We start from the raw sequence: 21698 nt of genomic DNA, 5'->3' as shown, positions 1-21698 counted from the left end.
CTCTTACCTTCTAACAAATAGTATATCCATTTATTCCCACGAATAAGTCATTATTTCCTAATTTTCGATGGATATTTCCTTGGAAATACATTTTTCGTCATTTCTTAATGGAAGATATTTTGAAGGATATCAATTACATTTCTTGAATAGGTTATATAGATAGTATGTAGGAGGGTGAAATAATGTCAGATTTATTTTCTTTATTAGATTCATATTATCCGGAGATGGTATCGACACGTAGATACTTACATGAAAATCCTGAGCTTTCATTTAAAGAGTACGAGACAGCAAAATTCATTCAAAACTTTTATCAACAATTAAATATTCCATTCAAATCAAATGTCGGTGGAAATGGTGTTGTTGCTACAATCCATGGTCGAAACCCTGGAAAAACAATCGCCTTACGAGCTGATTTTGATGCATTGCCTATTCAAGATGAGAAAAATGTTCCTTATTCCTCAAAAGTACCTGGCGTTATGCATGCATGTGGTCATGATGGTCATACTGCTACACTTCTATATTTAGCAAAGGCACTTCATGAGCAAAAAGATTCATGGGACGGTAAAATTGTGTTACTTCACCAACATGCAGAAGAATATGCACCAGGTGGAGCAATTTCGATGATCGCTGATGGCTGTTTAGACGGTGTTGATGAGGTTTATGGAACCCATTTGTGGGCAATTGAAGAATTAGGAACGATTGGTTATCGAAAGGGCCCAATTATGGCAGCTGCTGATCGTTTTTCAATCACAATCCAGGGGCAAGGCGGTCATGGTGCAGAACCCCATCGAACAAAAGACAGTATTGTGATTGCTAGTCAACTAGTTATGGCACTTCAACAAGTCGTTAGTCGAGAAACAAATCCAATTGATACTGTAGTCTTATCAATCGGAAGTTTCGAAGCAAAAAATGCTTTTAATGTTATCGCCGATCGAGCAACTTTAATCGGAACGGTTCGTACGTTCAAAAAGGAAACACAAGAGAAAGTAAAAAAACAAATAGCTAGAATCATAAAAGGCATTTGTCTAGCAAATGATGTTACATACGAATATAAATACGATGATGGATATCCTCCAGTAGTAAATCATGAAAAAGAAACTGACTTATTAGTTAAAGTAGCCGAATCAATTGATGAAGTTAGGCAATTAAAAGAAATGGACCCTAAAATGGGCGGAGAAGATTTCGCATACTACTTACAAAAAGTACCAGGAACTTTCTTCTTCACAGGAGCTAAACCGCCTCACGTTACAGAAGCATATCCTCATCACCATCCAAAATTTGATTTTGACGAAAAAGCTATGCTAATTGCAGCAAAAACACTTGGCTCTGTGACATTAGCTTCATTAAAACAATCACAAACATTAGTTGAACAAAAATAAGAAAAAGGAGAACTTTATAGGTTCTCCTTTTCAGAGTGTTGAAAAATGATTTTGTCAACTACGCCAATTTTTGGTTGATTTCCACTAAAACCTGTCATGAGTAAGGAACTTTCTAATATTTGCTGGTTTACTTCCTCATGAACCTATTATGAGGAAGTATCTTTCTATTTTTCGCTAGTTTACTTCCTCATGAACCTGTTATGAGGAAGTATCTTTCTATTTTTCGCTTGTTTACTTCCTCATGAACCTGTTATGAGGAAGTATCTTTCTATTTTTCGCTTGTTTACTTCCTCATGAACCTGTTATGAGGAAGTATCTTTCTATTTTTCGCTAGTTTACTTCCTCATAAACCTGTTATGAGGAAGTATCTTCTATTTTTCGCTAGTTTACTTCCTCATGAACCTGTTATGAGGAAGTATCTTCTATTTTTCTCTAGTTTACTTCCTCATGAACCTATTATGAGGAAGTATCTTCTATTTTTGGCTAGTTTACTTCCTCATGAACCGTAGCCCTACTAAATTAAAAGACCGTCAAATTAAAAACGCAAGAATGCTGTTAAATCAACATTCTTGCGTTATGTTTTTTAATTTCAAAGCTGAAATGAGGCAGCCTCTTTTAGTATGTAACTCATTAGAAAAGATCCTTCTTCTTCATATACCTTAATCGATAAGCATTTTTAGCCGTTTCACCTAATTGTTCAAGAAGTTGATAATTTACATATGCTCCAACCGGTGCTCCAATGATGGGTACTAATTGTAGTAGTTTTGCTAAATCAATATGATCTCGATATTCCAGTTGTAATTGCTCCCAATTGACTTGGGGATTTTCATCTACTTTCTCTTCCCACTTTTCAATTACTTGAAATACTTTTTTCCGATGACTATCACTTGAAAAAGCCAACTGAAAAATATACAGCATGAATTGACGTTCTAGTTCATCTTTAGGCGAGTAACCATATATTTTTGCTGCCTCAACTAAAAACCTAATTTTTATTCCTAGTAGTAACGGAAAATCGGCAAGGCCGAGTAATATTCCACCCGCTCCTGTACCAGCACCTTCTACAGCTGAAATCTTCTTGTACTCGTTTAATTTTTTATCTAAGATTAAATCTCTTTCTCTAAGTGTTAATGTTTCGTACTCTTCACCACTACCGTTAAAAACAGTAGAACCTCCCATAAATAAAACCATCATATTTTTAACGGTTTTTGTAAGCAGTTCTTTAATTTGTTCTGGTAACAACGATTGAAGCTTTAATTGAACTTTTTTTGCAGATGCTTGAAAAATATTTGAATCGGACATTACTTTTTGTTTCCATCTAGATAGTTCGTACTGAATACGAAGTTCATAAGAATCCATTTTGTCCACCCTTTACAATTTTTGTGGCTTACTTAACCTCTTATGCACATAAAATTTAATTAACCACATTGAAAATAAAGTATACACAACGATTGCAATAATAAAGTTTAAAATTGATAAGCCCTTTATTAGACAAATAATACTAAAAACTAAACTACACATTATCAGTAGTATATACAAAAGTGTCGAAATAGATTTTTTATTTTCTTCATTTGTATAAGGATAAATTTTCCACAACAAATGATAATTATACTGTTTTAAAATTGACATATTCTGAAGAGAAATTACGTAAAGAAATAAAATGCCGATCAATATTTTCCCGATTGTAGTTGGCACTAAATAAACTACGAACCCACCTACGAAAAGTTGTCTTAAAAACATACTTAAATAGTTACCATTCCTGATAAATGTACGAACTAGTAAATAATTCGCAGCATTTCTCATTTTAAATTGATGTATGATTGGATCTGCCCATTTTCTTCTCTTAACTTGTTGTTGAATAGACGGTACATCAGTAAACATATTCGCAAATCGATAATAAGTAGCTAATCTTGAAGTATCAAGTTTAACATTTCTTTCCCATTGCACTCTTTTATTTTTACTACCTATTTGAATAGATAATGCATAAACAGCTAAAATTACGATCATCATTACAAGGAAAAAACTGCTCCATTTACTTAATAAACCATAAATAAATAAGAATGTACCTAAAAACCTTAAAGAATAATCAAAAACTCGGTTTAATACACCATTATTTGTAAGATGTAAAAATGAAACAAAGAGGTTGTATCCTTTTAATAAGAAAATTATTACCATAAAGACAATAAAACTTGTTGTTTGTCCTAGTGTAAATTTCTTATAAATTGGATAAATCACACCTAACATCATTACCATTAAATAAACTTGAACGATGTACGTAATGAAAAAGGAACGGACAAAGTAACTTTTCATCTTTTTTTCTAAAGGTAATAAATAATGTAAATCAGGTTCTTTAAAAAAAGTAGTTACTTGACCTATTACAACAAGAAAACTAAAAAGAATAGCGATTAGTAAAATAACAGGAAAATCTGGAGAAATTGTTTTTAGCATTTGTTGATAATAATATGCTCCTCCTCCAAATCCAAAAACAATCACAAATTTTATATGATCATTAAAAATATAACGACCATATTTACTCATTTCTTTTATAAAACTCCTAAACCGTGCTAACCATAATTCTTTTATCGTACTCATATTTCTTTTTCCTTCGTCGCAAAAATATAAATTTCATCCAATGAAGCATTTGGCATATTATATTGTGTTTGTAATTCGTTTAATGTACCTTTTGCAATAATGATTCCTTCATGCAAAATAATAAATGAATCACAATAAATTTGAGCAGTCGATAAAATATGAGTAGACATTAAGATGCCTGCTCCCTTTTGCTTTTCATTGTTCAAAATCTCAAGTAAATCATTTATCGCAATTGGATCAAGCCCTAAAAAAGGTTCATCTATTATGTATAACTGTGGTTGGACGATAAGGGAACAAATGATCATGACTTTTTGTTTCATCCCTTTTGAGAATGTCGAAGGGAAATAGTTCTTTTTATCATATAATCTAAATGTTTTTAATAGTTCTTCACTACGTTTTTTTAAATCTTTATCAGGAATATTATATGCCAATGCTGTAATTTCAAGATGTTCCTGTAGAGTTAATTCATCATAAATCATCGGTGTTTCAGGAACATACGATATGCTAGCACGATATGCAGTTGGATCTTTATCAAATGATTCACCATTAATTAATATGTCACCTTTTGATGGCTTCAAAAGTCCTAAAATATGTTTTATTGTCGTACTCTTACCAGCACCATTTAACCCGATTAACCCAACTAGCTCATTCCTATTTATCGTAAATGAGACATCTTTAATAACAGGCTGTCTTGTGTATCCACCTGTGACATCTTTTACATGCAATAAAGTCATTCTCTACAAATCCTTTCAAATGTACTTTTCTTTTATATTTTATTGTATCAAATAATAATCTTAACTGCCTTATTATCATATTTATCGAATACTAAAAAAAAATCCTTCTTTTTTTGAATACTATTTTAGGTTAAGGGTATTATAATTCTTGAAGGGAAAGCAACACACTTTCTTAATTCAAAATTTGAAATGAGGTGTGTGTTAAAGGAAATTTAATTTGCGTTCAAACCTAAGTCAGATCATTGTTTAAGTGAAATGAGGTATCTTCAAAGATTAACATCGTTGTCATATACAGCAATGTAAAAATCTTAGGAGATGGTGCGCTTGAACAGGTTCTATAAAAACAAAGGTCATTAGTATACCAATTTGTAAATGAGGTGTCTCGAGCAGAACATATAATTTATTTATAGGTGTACCAATTTATTGAACAATTAAGCAAATGAGGTGTCTGTTAAAGACAATTTAACTTATTAACCTAATATCATTTCTAAAATCTTTCCCCTTCATCAAGGAGCAACTACTGGTTGCTCCTTGTTTATGTTGTTGAGAAGTAATTAAATTACCAAATACGCAGTAAGATGATGTTAATTTCAACTAATTTTTAAGATTATCCTTGATTTGTTTGTTAAGTGACACATGTTTTCCCTCCCCTTATCTCCTCTGACCATAATATTGAGTTTATTTATTACTTCCTATGGTTAGATCTTAACTCTCTTCCTATTTAATCTCTTGGTCGTTCTCCATTGCTTTTTAAAATTTCTTATTGTTTTTGCATACTTTCTTACATACAGGGCATCATAATTCTTGAAGGGAAAGCAACACCACTTTTTGAGTTCTAAATTTGAAATGAGGTGTCTGTTAAAGGTAATTTAATTTGCGTTCAAACCTATGTAAGGTAATTCGTTGAAGTTAAATATCTCCATAGATAAAACATCGTTGTATAAACAGCAGTGAAAACATCAAAGGGGATGGTTATCTTGAACATGATTACTTAAAAACAAAGGTTTTAGTATACCAATTTGTAAATGAGGTGTCTCGACCAGAGCATATAAATTTCTTAAAAGGTGTACCAATTCATTGAACATTTAAGCAAATGAGGTGTCTATCAAAGACAATTTATAATTACATTTTTAAATCTTTCTCCTTCATCAAGAAGCAACATAGGTTGCTTCTTGTTTATTTTTCCCGGACCCTATTTCCACTTTAACCTTTGCCTATGTTAAAATAAGGAAAAAAGTGAAAGGAAGTATAAAAAATGGCACATGACGCTAATTGTATTTTCTGCAAAATTGTTGAAGGTAGCATTCCAGCTTCAAAAGTATACGAGGATGATGATGTTTTAGCTTTTTTAGATTTAAGTCAAGTTACAAAAGGTCACACTTTAGTCATTCCAAAGGATCATGTTGAAAACATATTCGAAATGAGTGAAGAGACAGCTAGTACATACTTCCGAAAAGTACCTCTCATTGCTAATGCAATAAAAGAAACTTTCAATGTTCAAGGTGTAAATATTTTAAATAATAGTGGTGAAGTTTCAGGTCAAACTGTATTCCATTATCATATGCATATTTTACCACGATACGGAAATAATGATGGCTTTGATGTAAAATGGCTTTCAAACCAAAATCAATACACAAATGAAATGCTTCAAGAAATTGCAAAATCTATCGAAAATAACATTATTAAGAAATAATAAAATGATACTATTTAAAAACAAAAACAGGAGAGTTATTATCTCCTGTTTTTGTTTTTTTTATGTGAACCCCATCTAATTTCAGCATTTAATACTATATTTTTATAGAGTTATATTATATATTTACTATATTACCAATAATATTTTATAGACAATCACTCTATAGTTTCGCTAAAATTATTATATAAACATAACTTTTATATCCCATAACATTTAATTATAATATAAAAATGTAGAATTTTATCAACTACTTTGTGAAAATTTTTAAAAATTCTAACTAAAAGTTCTTTATTTCTTCACATATTATTGGCATAATAATAAATAGATAGTTAAATAGAAAAGAAGGTGAATTGATGAAAACTGAACAAAAATTATATACAATGAAAGAAGCTTTGATTTTTAGTCAAAGAATTGCCCAAATTTCTAAAGCTTTATGGAAGTCAGTTGAAAAGGACTGGCAGCAATGGATTAAGCCCTATGATTTAAATATCAATGAACATCATATTTTAATGATCGCCTTCCACTTAAAGGGTGCGTCTATTTCTGAAATTGCTAAATTTGGTGTAATGCACGTTTCGACTGCTTTTAACTTCTCTAAAAAGCTAGAAGAACGTGGTTTATTAGTGTTTTCTAAAAAAGTAGAAGATAAACGTAATACGTATATTGAATTAACAGAAAAAGGTAAAGAAATGCTATTAGAAATCCTAGGTGAATTTGATCCAGAGACAAATTCAGTTTTTCAAGGTACTTTACCATTAAAAGAATTTTATGGTAAATTTCCAGAAAATATGGAAATTATGGCTATCTTACGTAATATTTATGGAAAAGATTTTATGGATATATTTGAAACAACGTTAGGTAACATAGATAAAGAATTTATTGAAGAAGATAATCGTTTAATTAAGAAACCTTAATATCTTCTTTAAAGTTACAATTTCAGCTCAACTGTTATTGAAATTGTACAATCAAATAGAAGCGGGGTAAGATTAATTAAATCCTTCCGCTTTTTATTTCGAACACCTTTGTTCACAATTTCACATAAATATCTTTTGTCCTCTTTGCCCTCCTAACTTAATTTCATTTCAATTTATAAATTTCAAAAAATATGTACCTCATAAGCTATTTTTAATCTGAAATAAAAACTCAACCGGAGGTACAATACCCCCGGTCGAATATTTGTCTTATTTACAAATTAGATGCAAGCTGCTCCTACGATAATTAATAAGATGAACAATACAACGATTAACGCAAATCCTCCACCATGGAATCCTACGCCCATCATTCACACCTCCTTTTGCTACATATCTTATCTTATGCGTGTAGTAAAAAATGGTCTGGGCAAATGTATAAATAACCTTCATTTTTGAAGATTCATACTACTTATAAAAATGAACACCCAATAATGATTAATAAAATAAACAGAATCACGATTAATACAAATTCATTCGATGCTTTCCCCTCCATTTATCCACCCTCCTAACAGTAATCCATAATAATATATAGACGAATGCCTTTATTGATTGGGCGAATGTCACGGTTGACAAGTTTTTAATTTGCAGGATAAGCATGATTTTTAGACAAACCATTAACAAATAAAATTAGATCCAGGTAAAATAGTAATTTGCTTTCATTTATTCCCGTACTCTCATAGTACCTACATTACATTTAAAACTAGTTCAAGTTTCCTTTAAATTAATCAATTTATAATTTGAAAAACATACCAAATTATTCTTTTTTTGGATAAACTTTGTCACATTGAATAAAAATATGTTATATTAAGTGAAGTAATTTCCAGTAAAAGGTATGTCTAAATACAGGAGAAATTAAGATTTAAGCTCTATACTTTAATAAGTAAAATTTTTCTTTTTAAGAAATCAATTTAAATTTTTATTAGGAGATGTTTAAATGAAAAAGTTAATCGTATCTGCAGTTTTAGCTACCTCAGTATTCGGACTAGCAGCATGTGGATCTGCTGGTGTTAGTAACGATGTTGTTGCTACATCTAATGCGGGAGATATCACATCTAAAGATTTATATAATAAAATGAAGGATACAGCAGGCTTAGCAATGGTTAAGCAAATGGTTATTGAAGATTATTTAAAGAAAAACTTCAAAGTTAGTGATAAAGAAGTTGACGCTAAGTTCAATGAGTACAAAACACAAAATGGTGACCAATTTAAAGCTTTCTTAGCTCAGTACGGATTTAAAGATGAAGCAGCATTTAAAGATCGTGTTAAAATTGATTTATTAACTGAAAAAGCTGCTGAAGCTTCAGTAACAAAAGCTGACCTAGCAAAATACAAACCAGAAATTAAAGCTAGTCATATTCTAGTAAAAGATGAAGCGACAGCTAAAAAAGTTAAAGCAGAACTAGATAAAGGTGCAGATTTTGCTGCAGAAGCAAAAAAATATTCTACAGACACTGGTTCAAAAGATAAAGGTGGAGATTTAGGCTATTTTGGTGAAGGTGCAATGGTACCTGAATTCGAAGCAGCTGCTTATAAATTAAAAGTTGGAGAAATTAGCCAACCAGTTAAATCACAATTCGGTTACCATATTATTAAAGTTACTGATAAAAAGACTGCTAATGAAAAAGAAGCTCGCAAAAAACTTGCTGAGTCTAAACTAAGTCAAGAAAACTTCGCAGCATTCACTGAGGAACTTCTGAAAAAAGCTAAATTTAAAGTAGAAGATAAAGATTTAAAAAGCCAAGAGAAAAAATCATAAAAAAAAACCTGCCTAATTGGCAGGTTTTTTAGTTGGAAGAAATCTCAGAGTTAATCAATAATTGCTCTCTTCGTTCTCTTTCCTCTTTAATTCTTTGTAAGTAAATTTCTCCCTCTTTTTCAATGAAAGCTTCATCTGCATCTCTTTCTTGTTTAGAGGTGTAAAGCACCATAAATCCACTTACAAAAATTCCTAGGATGACGATATACATCCAGAATGGTAATGTTAGCATTATTTTTTTCCTCCTTAGTAGACAAGCATTTGCTTCATTATATGGCTAATAAGGAGGAAGTATGATTAAATTAAAATTTTGGTTTGTAAAAACTACGATTTTCTAACGGGAAAATACGCTCTGTATATTCGCCCGGTTCAACTCTCTCAAGTGCGCGGTCTAACATATTCATTTTTGCATCAATATTATCAATATAATGTAAAATTTCCGCTTCTTTAATTAAAGGTAATTTTGGACTACCGTACTCATACTTTCCATGATGGCTTAAAATAAGATGCTGTAAAACAGTAACCTCTTCCCCTTCAATCCCTAGTTCAATTGAGGCATTTCCAATTTCAATAGCCATAAGCGAGATGTGGCCTAACAAATTACCTTCGACAGTATACTTTGTTGAAACTGGACCAGATAATTCTCTTACTTTTCCTAAATCATGTAGTATGATTCCAGCATAAAGTAAATCCTTATTGATCGAAGGATATAAATTCGCAATTGATTCACCTAATTTCAACATACAAAAAACATGGTATGCTAAACCAGAAACAAATTCATGATGATTCTTAGTTGCCGCTGGAAAATCAAGAAAATCCTCTTGATTTTTTAACACAAGATATTCAGTAATCTTTTTAAGTTTTTCATTAGTCATATTATTAATGTAAGAAGTAATTTTCTCATATAATACTTCTTTTGAAACTGGTGCTTTTGCGAAAAAATCTTCTGGATTTACTTCGTCTGTTTCTTTAGTTGGACGAATTTGGCGTAATTTAAGTTGAAGTTTTCCTCTATAGTCATGTAGCTCCCCTTCAACTTTTACTACTGTACCCTCTTTATATGCTTCTTCTTGCTCTGATGAAATATCCCAAAGCTTTGCCTCAATATCTCCACTTTGGTCTTGTAAAGTTAATGATAAAAATGTTTTTTGATTACTTGCTACACCTTTCGTAACAGCTTTGATAAATAAATATGTTACAAAACGTTCGCCAACTTCATGATCGTATACTTTTTTATCCATAAGTACCTCCATTTTGTATATGCTTCCTCTAGCCCTACTTAAATAGCTTAAAATATTTTGGAAAATCAATTTCACAAAATAAAAAAAGGAAAATCTAATTATGTATTAGTCGTTTTACTTATCCTATTATACGTTAAAAAAGATACTTAGCCCAACAATGTTCATACAAAAAATCAGACATAATCTAACATTTCTTAATATCCGTTAAAATCTCTAAATGTCAAAATTTTAAATTCACACAGAATTTTTTTATAATTCAAATTATTACTTTACACAGCTTTTCAATCTATGCCAAAATAGTAATATCGCAACTACTTTAGGGAGGTCTAATCCATGGCAACATATCGAATTACTGCTTTTGAAAAAAGTGGCGAATCAATTGTCGATGAACAATTTGAAGCAAATTCTGACTTAGAAGCCAAAAAAATTGGTACTGAAAAACTTTCGGCTCTTGGTGCACTTGATAAAACTCACCGTTGCATTAGTCAAACTGGTAAACTGCTTTTATTTCATCCATAATAAAAAAGCTGCGAAAATTTATCGCAGCTTTTTTGTTATGATTTCACTTAAGTCCATCCCAGTTTCATTTTATGAAGCAGGTTCAACTTTTGTAGCTTTATAGCCAGACCCATCCCAGATGAGATATACTCGATATTTTTGCGAGCCATTTGTCTTTGCTGATACAGTTCCGACTGAGCCGCCTGGGTTGCTTTTGTCACTTCCTAAAAACCATACAGTCATATTGCTTGAATCTATTCCAATAGCAGAAGAGATTGTCTGTAACATCGCCTGCCAGTCTTGAGAATTTCGATCATAGCTTGTTACATGTTTCGAACCGGTTTGTGCACCCGTTTGTTCTGGTGTTTCCGGTGTCGCATCATCTGAAGGATCATCATCAATTGTTTGAACCGTTGTCGATGTCTCTTTTACACCATTATCATCATTCTTTTTGCCGTTTTTAGCTGATGCATAAGCACTGTTTTTAGATCCTGCCTTATTATCATCGTGCGAAAAAATGGAATACGTAACAAATGCTATTAATATTACTACGATTCCAATTGATCCAAATAAAATGAGTTTTGTTTTTTTTCTTTTCGCTCTTGATGTTCTACGTGAATTACTCTGATTCTGTTTCAATCTAACCACTCTCCCAAAACTGAGAATGTCAACATTCTACCATGAGTGGAGGAAAACTTATAGTCTTGTATTTTAAAATTAACCTTTTCGTAAAACAACTGTTAAGTTTTTTTCATTGTCAGACATAATTGTTCTAACCAAGACTAGGGCATAATAGAATATAGACATTCTAATTTTTAATGATCTTTTCTTATTTATAGTAAAAATATAGGATTACAGGAAGAAAATAATAGTGTTCGGCAATAGCAATAAATAGATTATATCAAATCAAATACTATTACAGGTTATTTAATTGTACTTTTGATAATTTTATTTGTACATCATTTCTTTTCTTCTAATCAAAAAAATCGACCGAATCCAGTCGATTTCACAATCATTATTTACCAGTAAATACCGGCATTCTCTTTTGTAAGAACGCCTGTACACCTTCATGGTGATCTGTTGTTCTCCTCATTGCACTTTGTCCTTCTTTTTCAAATAAAAGTACATTTTTTAAAGATGCTAAGTTATTGTTACAGTAGATTTGTTTTGTTTGAATCATAGCACTTACAGGTTTTTGAAGTATAGACTTCACACGTTCGTTAATTTTTTGTTCAAAGTCCCCACTAATTACCTCATCAATTAAGCCGATTTCTAGCGCTTGCGTTGCATTTAGTTTTTTACCTTCCCAGATTAGTTGTTTAGCCTTTGCTTCACCTAGTCTTTTTTCTAAGAAATAATGTGCACCACCATCAGGAATTAAGCCAATTCCAATAAAATTCATAGCAAGTACACCTGATTCATGAGCAAGTACGAAATCACTACCAAGCGCAAAACTTAATCCTATACCTGCAGCTGGCCCATGAATGGCACTAATAACGATTTTAGGTAAAGCATATAATTTAACTACTACATCTGTAATTAAATCCATTACTGGACCAAAAGCAGACTCATCTGGGTTACTTAACATTGATTTTAAATCTCCACCTGAAGAGAAACCTTTGCCATTTCCACATAAAACGACTACATCAACATCTGAACTAGCAATTTCATCAAGTACATCTCGAAATTGTCTGAATGTATCTTCATTCATTGCATTCAATACTTCTGGTCGATTAAAAACAACAGTTGCAACTCGTCCTTCTTTTCTTAATAAAACATGTTCTGCCGTGTTCGAAATAGACATAAAAAAATCCCCCTTAATTTCATGGATAATTTAAACATTAAACATAACAAGGGGAATTTCCTTTATTTTTCATGAATTTGATTCATTACTTTTCTGAAAATAACTCATCTAAAATTTTAATTTTGGCATTAGTATAATGCTCATAACCTTCATTATATGATTTAGGATCTTTCGCATTAGCAAAACGAGTTATTTGACGCGTTTTTGGATTTACAAACTTACTAGATGCACCACAACCTAAACCAATAATTGTTTGTTCTTCTTCCATAATTAAAATATTATACAAGCTTTCTTGACCATCAACAGAGTATCCAATGTTTTCGAGATTGCCTAATATATTTTTTTGACGATATAAATAATATGGATGATAATGATGATTTTTTGTCCAGACTGTAGCTTCATTCATCATTTGCTGCACTTCATCTCGATCTGCAACTTTATATTTTTGTTTGTTTTGCGTCATTTCTGAAGCTCTTTTAAATGAAAGTGTATGAACAGTCAATGATTCAGGCATTAACTTTTCAGTTTCATCTAATGTATATTTGAATTCTTTTAAACCTTCTCCAGGTAAACCAATAATCAAATCCATATTTATATTATTCATTCCCATTTCACGGGCTAAATGGTATTTTGTTATTGTTTCATCTACAGTGTGATGTCTTCCAATCGCTTTTAAAGTTTCTTGAATATAAGACTGTGGATTAATACTAATTCGATCAATATTCCATTTATTTAAAACATTTAATTTTTCAGGTGTAATCGTATCAGGTCTACCAGCCTCTACCGTAATTTCACGAACCTGTTTCATATTTGGAAATGATTCGTACATCTTAGCATACAGTAAGTCCATTTCTTCTGCTGTAATGCTAGTAGGAGTCCCTCCGCCATAGTAAATCGTAGTAATGTTAATTCCACGTTCTTTTAGAAATTCGCCGACTTTTTCCATTTCATAATGTAATCCATATAAGAATGAATCGACAGCACCTTGTTTGCCTTGAATTGCATAAGCTGGGAATGTGCAATATGCACACTTAGTAGGACAATAAGGGATGCCAATATAAAGACTAACTTCATTCTGCAAGTTATATAAATCTGGAATTACTTTTAATTGACGATCGACGATTGATTGCATTAATTCAATTTTTTCGTCGTGGATTAAATAGTCATTTCGGAGCTCTTCATGCGCCATTTCCTTCGACATACCAGCTTTAAGTTTTGAATGTAGGAGCTTCGTTGGTCGAATACCAGTTAAGATTCCCCACTTTTGCTGAATTCCAGTATACTCTTGTAGCAATGACAAAAACACAAAGTTAACAGCTTTCTTTTTAAATTTAAATGATTCTCGATCATCTTTACCATCTATATAGTTTGTAGATGCTTCAAAGTTCGTACCTAACTTACCTGATACTTGTTTATTCACTTCATCTAGAACAAAACGAACTTCTATATCTGCATCTATTTTTTCTAACGATACATCACAGTCTTCAAAAAAGAGTTGAGCTAAAAGCTCCAACGGTCTTTGAAAACGAATATCCTCTAAACCTTTAATATATATTTTCATTTTATTATCACCTTTTTAAGTTATCACTTTAGTATAAAATTAAAGAGTTACGAGGTCAATTATTAAAATTCACTCAAAAAAGCCCGGTTTTCGAAGAGCATTCTCTTGAAAGCCAGGCCTTTATTTATTTTTCAATTTTTAAATGTGTTTTTAAGAATGGCAGTGGGAATTGTTTCCTGAAATGCTCTTTGATCATATATGGCACACCATTTTGATCATTAGATCTTGTAATCCAATCTGCAACTTTTTTAATCTCTACTGGAGCATTTGACATAGCAACTCCTAAACCTGCATGTTCGATTAATGGTAAATCACTATAGTTATCTCCAATTACAACCATTTCGTGATACGAAATTCCTAGATGTTCACCTAGACGTTTTAAGCCTGAATATTTTGAAATTCCTTTTCGGACGATTTCAATTTTACGATCTTCATCACATAAACAATCTAGATGTGGATATTTTGCATTCAATTCTTTTTTCACTTTATTTTTCTCTACTTCATCAGAGAAATAACATTCGATTTTTAACGGCGATATTGAATTTTCCAAAATGTTATCTGAAAGTGATTCAACAAATTGGATTGGATAAAAGACAGGATCAGCATTTGATAAAACTGCTTTTGCCACTAGGTTAGATTGTAATTTTTTTCGATTTCCAATTGAAAAATATTCATGTGACAATCGAATATTACAATCATATTTTTCTAGTTTTTTAACGATGTCATAGGCTTCTTCCTCTTCAATTCTCTTTTCAAATAATGGCTCATCAAGTTTTGAAGAGATAAAGGCACCTGAGTGAGAGACCAAAAGGTTATTAACCTTAAGAGCTTTTGCGATTTTTTTTGTTGCTTGGAAATTTCTGCTTGTATATAAGGTTACATAAATCCCTTTATCTTGAACGTATTCAACAGCTTCTTTCGATTCTTTCGAGAGTTTTCCATTGGATTGCAATAAAGTACCATCTATATTAATTGCAAGTAACTTATAAATCACTTAATCTCCCCCATTTCGCGAAGAAATACCTTACTAGACTATATGACATGCTTCGTTTAATTAGAACAATGTAGGCTATTAGTATATCCACTCTTATACTAAAAATGATTGAAAGAAAGGCAGGAAAAAGTAAAAGAATGAAAAGATCCTCTTCTTAATCCTGCCTCTTAAATATTATAGTTCAAGTAAAGATTTATAAAATTCTTCTAATGGACTCATGACAATTTTATTTACATCTTGGATGACTAAATTTAATCTTTGTTCCACTTGCATTAAGTTTGCAATTAAAGGATTTTGAGACACTCTAGCAACAAGTTCTTGTCCTTTTGCATTTTCTTCAGGTGTAACTGCTTCACCTTGATAGATTTTTTGTTGCATCGCTTTTTGGAAATTTTGAAATTCCATAAATAACGGTTTCGAATTTGGATCAGCTAATACTTGTGAGTATAGAGATTGTAAGTCTTTAAATTCTGGTTGCTCCTTAAAAGCGTTTTGTAGTGAGTATGCGATATCATAAATATTTACTGCCATGTTACTACCTCCTATAAACTTTTGTATCTCCACTATAGCAAACATTCTATTATATGTCAGTCTTTCTAAAACAAATCAAACTTTCTTCCCTAAAAATTTCATTAAGAGACATTCACCAACTAGGCGAATATCACATAGTATACAACGACAATTATTTTGGAAAGGAGGAGAATCATTGCAATCTTTTCCTAAAAATCAAGAACCCCCATCATTTGTTGTAGTAACTGATTCAATCAATGAAGAGTCATTAAATCCGCTCGGTTCAATCACAACACTTTGTGAGGAACTATCACAGTTATGCGGAGATTCCAATATTGATTTCTATGTAACTACTTTAAAAAAACTACTAACGAATGAATTAACAGGATATAAGCGTTCAGAAAATGGCTGGACTTTAATGAATGTAACTGCTCCTTCAATCATTCATAACCGAATTCATTCGAGAAGACTTGAACGAACGAAAGAGTTTAAATTACTTAATTCTTCGTTATTCAGTCAACAAATACCTTTTTTTAATGCTCGATTCTTAAATAAGCTTGAAGTTTTTAAAGCTTTAATTGATTCAGCCTATATAAAGCCATACGTTCCATACACTGAGGAATGCTGCTCTGTTGAACAATTGGAAAATTTTATTCAAAAATATGAAACGGTTTTTATTAAACCCATTCACGGTAGCCAAGGGAGAAACATTTTTAAGGTTACAAAAGATCATGATTCGTATCGTTTAAAATATAGTCAAAATTCTGAAGTGGAAGTTGAATATAAATCAATTTCTCAACTATTTCATCCAATTAAACAGCAATTAAATAAGCGGACTTTTATCATCCAAGAAGGCTTACCTTTAATCAGCAAGGATAATCGACTTGTTGATTTTAGATTTTTATGTCACAAAAACAAATTTAATAAATGGGAAGTAACTTCAACTGTCGCAAGGATCGGTCACCCTACGCAGTTTGTAAGCAATTTAGCTCGAGGGGGAGACCTTCTAAAAATTGATGAATTTTTAGGGCAATACTTACCAAAGAAAGAGAGAATTCACTTTAAAAAATTATTGGTTGAGTTAGCCATTGAATGCTGTAAATGTATAGATTCCTCCTTTGATGGATTATTCGCTGAGTTTGGTGTGGATCTCGCTATAGACAATCAAATGAACCCTTGGGTTATCGAAATAAATTCAAAACCATCTAAGGATTTACAAGTTTTTGACCCGAATCAAAAAATTAGACCTTCAACAAAAGCTATTTTTTCTCTTGTTCAATCATATTTATAAGTACAAGGAGTGAAAAGAATGAGAATAGGTTATTTATCTCTTAAAGAAAGACAAGAAGGTGAATACGTTCAGCATATGGCGAAAGAAGCAAGTAAGCTTGGTTACGAATTCGTTCAATTTACCCCTTTTAATATCCAACCAGCTACTGAAGAAATAATGGGCTGGAAGTATATAGCAGAAACAGAGCAATGGGAGAAAACAACATTTGAAATACCGAATTATATTTATGATCGCTGTTTCTATTCTCCAAGCATTAAAAGTAAGCAGGCAAAACCGATTGTTGACTGGCTAAAAAAACGAAAAGACATCACTTTTTTAGGATATGGACTACCAGGAAAATGGGAAACTTATCAAGCCTTAGCAACTGATGAAAATTTAAATCCATATACCCCTAAAACAAAGAAACTATTACACCTAGCTGTATTTTTTGAAGAACTTAGAAAAACGCGTAAGCTCGTCATTAAACCAATCCATGGTTCAAGAGGAATCAATATTTATTTTATTACGTTAAGTGCATATTCAATTTGTGTTTCAACACAAAAACAAAAAGAAGTAATTGAAACCATTTTTGAAACAAGGGATGAATTTTTTGAGTGGCTTCAACCGTTAGTTGAATCGAAAGGATATGTTTATCAAAATTATTTAGACCTTCAAACAAAATCACGTGAAGCATTTGATATACGAATCCTTTTACAAAAAAATGAAAATGGTGAATGGCAAGCAGTAGGAAAAGGTGTTCGTATTGGTCAGCCTAATTCAATTGTTGCAAATTTAAGTGCAGGAAGTAATGCAGTTCCATTTGAGGAATGGATTACCCAATTTAATCAAAGAACTGCTTTAATATTGCAGCAAGATATTGAGACAATTTGCAAACAATTACCAATCACCCTTGAAAAGAATTTTCTTCCTTTATTTGAAATTGGTTTAGATTTAGGGATCGACTCAAATCATGCCATTTGGATTTTAGATGTTAATTCAAAACCCGGTAGAAAAGTCCTACTTCAAACCGACCCTTCTATCCAACAAAAGCTTTACTCAGCACCGATTCAGTATTGTTTACATTTACAATCGAAATCTAAAAGTGAAAGAAGTGAAATTAAATAATGAATGAAGTTTATCAAATCGTTACTCATCGACAGAGTAAGAATCTAGTATGTATACCTGAAGAACTTACTACTTCTAGAGATATTGAATATATTGCTTTTGGTCAAAAAAAATACCCTTGTCAACTAGTTACGATGAATACACTTCACAATATTATTTCGATATCAGAGCATTTAGTTGAAATGCTCTGTATACCTTTTGAAGGTTCGATCGAGCCAATCATTATCGGAGATACTTTACAACTTGGACCACTAGTTGGGATATTCACTGCCGGTTTTACCGAGTCACTACTTCGCCCTATCGGTGATCGTAGCTTTATGTTTGCAAACTTAATAGCTGAAAATAATCATAAAAATAGCTTTATATTTGTATTTGGTACTCACGGTATCGATTGGGAATCTGAAACAATTCAAGGTTATTTCTTTACGGATAAAAGATGGACTAAAGAGGTCGTTCCGTTTCCTACGGTTATTTATAATAGGCTACCAAATCGAAAAGTAGAGGTTCATAAATCAATTAAACGCGTCCGCCATAAACTAGAAAAAGAATACAAAATCCCATGGTTCAATCCTGGATTTTTCAATAAATGGGACTTATATGTAAAATTAAAAAATGAGAAATCCGTTACTCATTATCTCCCGAAAACAGTAAAATTCAATAATTTTGACACGATTGAAGAATTATTATCACAATACCAATTTGTATATGTTAAACCTGAAAATGGTAGCCTCGGTTCAAAAGTCATATTAATTCGGTACAATCGAGAAGAAGGAATTTATTATTGTAGATATCGGGAATTTGAAACAAATAAACTTCAAAAATTCTCATCACTCCAATCATTAATTAATCATGTTTTTCGTAGTATGAAGTTACACGATTTCATTGTTCAACAAGGTATTTCACTAATTCGTTATGAGCATCAACCTGTCGACTTTCGAGTTCATACAAACAAGGATGCTTTAGGAAAGTGGCATGTAACAGTAATTGCCGCAAAAATAGCAGGAAAAGGTAGCACAACTACTCATATAAATAACGGTGGTCGAGTGAAAACGCTCGAAGAATTATTTGATCAGGAAAAAGCAAAAAGAATACACGATAAATTATCTACAGCAGCATTAAAAATAAGTGAATCTCTAGAGCGTCAAGTAGATGGTCATATCGGAGAAATTGGATTTGATTTAGGTGTTGATAAGGATGAAAAAGTTTGGCTATTCGAAGCAAATTCTAAACCTGGAAGATCTATCTTTTCTAATCCTAGTTTCCAAGAAAACGACAAACAGATTAAAAAGCTATTTTTGGAATACGCTACTCATTTATCCAAAAAGGGTAATGAACTCGAGGTTTCAATGAAATGATCTCTGTTTTTTATCATCTTGATAAAAATACTTGGTCACATGATCATAGCGAATCAAAATTTTCCATAGGTCATAATCGACTACCTATATTACCATCCCAAGAAGACCGTTCAAAATCCATACAATTTCAGGTAAAAAAAAACGGAACACATTTAGGCCCAATTATCGGTATATTAACAAACGAAGATCGACTACCATTTAGTGGAAATATTAAGACCTTTAAAAGAATTTGTAAGAAAGTATTAACTGAGGGCGGTATACCAATCATATTAACCCCTACCGCCTTCTCTGGTAATTCGGTAAAATGTTATACCTATTGTTTTAAAACAAAAAAATGGCTGAAACTATTCTCCCCTTTACCTGACGTAATTTATAATCGGATCCCATCTGTACAGTACGAGTCTAACAATGATTATAAAAATTTCCGAGAAAAAATCTCAGAACTAAACATTCCTTTTTTTAATGAATCATATCTCTCAAAAATACAAACAACGACAATTTTATCTTCAAACGACTTTTTAAAAAGCTATATACCGAAGTCAATCGATTTAGCTAGCGAAAAAGAGTTATATTACTATTTAAAAAGATGGAAAATTCTATATGTAAAAAAACATAATTCTTCAAGAGGATTTGGCGTGTTTAAGCTCACCTTGAAAAATGACAAAGAAGTAATAATCCGTAATGCATTTCATGTAGAATTAGTGAAATCAATCAGTGATTGTTGGAAATTCCTTAGTACATTAAGCGAGGATTTTATTTGTCAACAAGGTATAGTTAGCGAATTACCAGATGGTAGAAAGTTTGATTTACGAATTCTAGCTCATAAACATGAAAATAATTATATTCTTTCTGGAATTGGTGTAAGAGTAGGAACATTTAATGCAATTACAACCCATGTACCTAGAGGCGGTAGCATTATCGCGATTGAAGATCTGCCGATTGAATTAAATTATTCTCTAATACACGAATTAGTCAAACAAACGGGAATTGCGTTAAATAAGGACGATGCACATTTTTATGAATTCTCAATGGATATCGGAATTCAGAACAATCATTATTATATTTTTGAAATCAACTCTAAACCAATGGTCTTTGACGAGATTGCAATTAAAGAACAAGGACTCGAAAACTTAATACGTCTATTTTATGAACTTTCGAATTTTTAACAGTAGTTAATCAGCTACTGTTCTTTTTTATTTTAAAAAACAGTGATAAACTAAAATGAAATAATGAATCGGATGGTAAGGAATATGATTGATAAAATTAAGACATTATTTGGGAGAGAGTCTGTTTCAGTCTCACCTGATGAAAATACATATATGGATTATTCTTGGTTTTCTACTGAGAATCAAGAAATTTTCGGGATAAAAAAAAATACAATATCAGAGGAACAGAGTAATCTACTGGAATATCTTTTTACAAAATTAGAATCAGATGCACTTTTGATGCCATCTGCACAAAGTGAATGGTTTCACTATTTATTTTCCAGTAAAGGACATAATCCTTTTTCGTTCGAAAGCGAAGATTCCCTCCCTACTTCAGTTCGCTTTATTCATTTTTATAGCAATCAGTTATTTTCTAATAAAAATGAGTTTGAAGAAGCAATCAATGCATTCTTTCATAAAGAAGTAATAGTGGTCTGGCATTCTGCTAAGGAAGGTGTCATTATTGAAAAAATAATTGATCATCCATTTAATAAAGAATTTCTTGAGCATATGCAGGAAATCATTGCCGCTGACTTGTACCATGATGTTACCTTTTTTGTAGGAAAACGCTATAACCCTTTAGCAAATCTAAGCCTTTATTTTGAGATCGAACATCAATGCTTTAAAAAAGCATTATCCGTAAAAAAACAAAAAAATATTCTTTGGTTTTCAAAAGAAATGCTTTATTATATCCTTTCCTTTTTACCAGATGATCTACAAAAGGTTCTACCTAATTTATTCTTGAATGATATGAATATCGATGACCCAATTCTTTCAACGGTAAAAATCTTTCTTCAACATAATTTAAATGTTACCGCTACTTCAAAAAAAGCTTTTTTACATCGAAATACCGTTCAATATCGTCTTGATAAATTTTCCGAACAAACTGGTATAGATTTGAAGCATTTTGAGGATGGACTAGTAATATTTTTAGCAATTCATCTACTTGAGATCACGAATGAAACGAAATAAAAGCCTCTTTTGTGCACCTTGTACAAAGTAGGCTATTTTTT

At 31.6% G+C, this 21698-nt stretch carries 22 protein-coding genes; 10 read left to right on the top strand and 12 right to left on the bottom strand.

Translation table 11 applies throughout. The features are described 5' to 3' along the window. Window positions 1-179 precede the first annotated feature (179 nt). Entirely contained in the window at window positions 180-1379 is a 1200-nt protein-coding gene (locus ACSBO6_RS04815; RefSeq protein WP_098844374.1) for a M20 family metallopeptidase, read from the top strand. Between the two features lie 630 nt (window positions 1380-2009). On the opposite strand, the gene ACSBO6_RS04810 is transcribed toward ACSBO6_RS04815, so the two are convergent. From ACSBO6_RS04810 to ACSBO6_RS04800, 3 genes are read right to left on the bottom strand one after another with little or no spacing between them, the layout of a single operon-like run. Beyond that, entirely contained in the window at window positions 2010-2735 is a 726-nt protein-coding gene (locus tag ACSBO6_RS04810) for an EcsC family protein (RefSeq protein ID WP_498844250.1), read from the bottom strand. Window positions 2736-2747: 12 nt separating this feature from the next. Beyond that, entirely contained in the window at window positions 2748-3968 is a 1221-nt protein-coding gene (locus tag ACSBO6_RS04805; RefSeq protein WP_498844249.1) for an ABC transporter permease, read from the bottom strand. After that, window positions 3965-4702: an ABC transporter ATP-binding protein gene (locus tag ACSBO6_RS04800; protein WP_498844248.1), complete on the bottom strand. Its 738-nt coding sequence runs from the start codon at window positions 4700-4702 to the stop codon at window positions 3965-3967. The genes ACSBO6_RS04805 and ACSBO6_RS04800 overlap by 4 nt, the downstream gene beginning before the upstream one ends. 1255 nt (window positions 4703-5957) lie before the next feature. Between ACSBO6_RS04800 and ACSBO6_RS04795 the strand changes: the two genes are divergently transcribed. Together ACSBO6_RS04795 and ACSBO6_RS04790 are read left to right on the top strand one after the other, a co-directional pair. Continuing rightward, the gene (locus ACSBO6_RS04795; RefSeq protein WP_498844247.1) at window positions 5958-6395 is read left to right on the top strand and encodes an HIT family protein; all 438 of its coding nucleotides are present in this window, start codon (window positions 5958-5960) and stop codon (window positions 6393-6395) included. A gap of 353 nt (window positions 6396-6748) precedes the next feature. Next, on the top strand, window positions 6749-7309 hold the full coding sequence (locus ACSBO6_RS04790) for an HTH-type transcriptional regulator Hpr (RefSeq protein ID WP_069033846.1): 561 nt from the start codon (window positions 6749-6751) through the stop codon (window positions 7307-7309). A 278-nt stretch (window positions 7310-7587) separates the two neighbouring features. On the opposite strand, the gene ACSBO6_RS04785 is transcribed toward ACSBO6_RS04790, so the two are convergent. Further along, window positions 7588-7677, bottom strand: coding sequence for a YjcZ family sporulation protein (locus ACSBO6_RS04785; protein WP_097973758.1), 90 nt, complete (start codon window positions 7675-7677; stop codon window positions 7588-7590). A 98-nt stretch (window positions 7678-7775) separates the two neighbouring features. Further along, on the bottom strand, window positions 7776-7859 hold the full coding sequence (locus ACSBO6_RS04780; RefSeq protein ID WP_082459494.1) for a YjcZ family sporulation protein: 84 nt from the start codon (window positions 7857-7859) through the stop codon (window positions 7776-7778). A 441-nt stretch (window positions 7860-8300) separates the two neighbouring features. Here ACSBO6_RS04780 and ACSBO6_RS04775 point away from each other — a divergent pair, with 441 nt between their 5' ends. Further along, entirely contained in the window at window positions 8301-9122 is an 822-nt protein-coding gene (locus tag ACSBO6_RS04775) for a peptidylprolyl isomerase (protein WP_098845714.1), read from the top strand. A 28-nt stretch (window positions 9123-9150) separates the two neighbouring features. Here the strand turns inward: ACSBO6_RS04775 and ACSBO6_RS04770 are convergent, their stop codons facing one another. Next, window positions 9151-9354, bottom strand: a complete 204-nt coding sequence (locus ACSBO6_RS04770) for a sporulation YhaL family protein (RefSeq protein WP_098845715.1) — start codon at window positions 9352-9354, stop codon at window positions 9151-9153. A gap of 70 nt (window positions 9355-9424) precedes the next feature. Continuing rightward, window positions 9425-10363, bottom strand: a complete 939-nt coding sequence (gene yhaM / locus ACSBO6_RS04765) for a 3'-5' exoribonuclease YhaM (RefSeq protein ID WP_498844246.1) — start codon at window positions 10361-10363, stop codon at window positions 9425-9427. Window positions 10364-10696: 333 nt separating this feature from the next. On the opposite strand from yhaM, the gene ACSBO6_RS04760 reads away from it, so the two are divergent. After that, window positions 10697-10882: a YhzD family protein gene (locus ACSBO6_RS04760; RefSeq protein ID WP_098845717.1), complete on the top strand. Its 186-nt coding sequence runs from the start codon at window positions 10697-10699 to the stop codon at window positions 10880-10882. 69 nt (window positions 10883-10951) lie between these two features. Here the strand turns inward: ACSBO6_RS04760 and ACSBO6_RS04755 are convergent, their stop codons facing one another. The 5 genes from ACSBO6_RS04755 to ACSBO6_RS04735 all read right to left on the bottom strand — a co-directional run bounded on the left by ACSBO6_RS04755 (window position 10952) and on the right by ACSBO6_RS04735 (window position 15751). Beyond that, window positions 10952-11500: a DUF1510 family protein gene (locus tag ACSBO6_RS04755; protein WP_180232891.1), complete on the bottom strand. Its 549-nt coding sequence runs from the start codon at window positions 11498-11500 to the stop codon at window positions 10952-10954. A 376-nt stretch (window positions 11501-11876) separates the two neighbouring features. Then, the gene (locus tag ACSBO6_RS04750; protein WP_498844245.1) at window positions 11877-12665 is read right to left on the bottom strand and encodes an enoyl-CoA hydratase; all 789 of its coding nucleotides are present in this window, start codon (window positions 12663-12665) and stop codon (window positions 11877-11879) included. 85 nt (window positions 12666-12750) lie between these two features. Further along, window positions 12751-14226, bottom strand: coding sequence for a coproporphyrinogen III oxidase (locus ACSBO6_RS04745; protein WP_498844244.1), 1476 nt, complete (start codon window positions 14224-14226; stop codon window positions 12751-12753). Window positions 14227-14350: 124 nt separating this feature from the next. Next, complete coding sequence (locus tag ACSBO6_RS04740; protein ID WP_098845721.1) at window positions 14351-15220, bottom strand: Cof-type HAD-IIB family hydrolase; 870 nt, start codon at window positions 15218-15220, stop codon at window positions 14351-14353. A gap of 174 nt (window positions 15221-15394) precedes the next feature. After that, window positions 15395-15751: a YlbF/YmcA family competence regulator gene (locus ACSBO6_RS04735; RefSeq protein ID WP_498844243.1), complete on the bottom strand. Its 357-nt coding sequence runs from the start codon at window positions 15749-15751 to the stop codon at window positions 15395-15397. Window positions 15752-15926: 175 nt separating this feature from the next. On the opposite strand from ACSBO6_RS04735, the gene ACSBO6_RS04730 reads away from it, so the two are divergent. The 5 genes from ACSBO6_RS04730 (at window position 15927) to ACSBO6_RS04710 (ending at window position 21657) form a co-directional block, all read left to right on the top strand. Further along, window positions 15927-17021 carry a YheC/YheD family endospore coat-associated protein gene (locus ACSBO6_RS04730; RefSeq protein ID WP_180232892.1) on the top strand — a complete coding sequence of 365 codons (1095 nt, stop codon included), beginning with the start codon at window positions 15927-15929 and terminating at the stop codon, window positions 17019-17021. Between the two features lie 18 nt (window positions 17022-17039). After that, a complete protein-coding gene (locus ACSBO6_RS04725) occupies window positions 17040-18125 on the top strand; it encodes a YheC/YheD family endospore coat-associated protein (protein WP_098845724.1) in 1086 nt (361 codons plus the stop codon). Continuing rightward, window positions 18125-19480, top strand: a complete 1356-nt coding sequence (locus ACSBO6_RS04720) for a YheC/YheD family endospore coat-associated protein (protein WP_498844242.1) — start codon at window positions 18125-18127, stop codon at window positions 19478-19480. Before ACSBO6_RS04725 ends, ACSBO6_RS04720 begins: the two co-directional genes overlap by 1 nt. Beyond that, window positions 19477-20646 carry a YheC/YheD family protein gene (locus ACSBO6_RS04715; protein WP_498844241.1) on the top strand — a complete coding sequence of 390 codons (1170 nt, stop codon included), beginning with the start codon at window positions 19477-19479 and terminating at the stop codon, window positions 20644-20646. The genes ACSBO6_RS04720 and ACSBO6_RS04715 overlap by 4 nt, the downstream gene beginning before the upstream one ends. Before the next feature lie 84 nt (window positions 20647-20730). Continuing rightward, window positions 20731-21657 (top strand): PucR family transcriptional regulator, encoded by a 927-nt coding sequence (locus ACSBO6_RS04710; RefSeq protein ID WP_498844240.1) that lies wholly within the window; start codon window positions 20731-20733, stop codon window positions 21655-21657. Window positions 21658-21698: the final 41 nt, after the last annotated feature.

The organism is Bacillus sp. AL-1R, from assembly GCF_052180195.1.
In the GTDB taxonomy this organism is placed as follows: Bacteria; Bacillota; Bacilli; order Bacillales; family Bacillaceae_G; genus Gottfriedia.
This window is presented reverse-complemented; position numbering and strand designations above follow the sequence as displayed.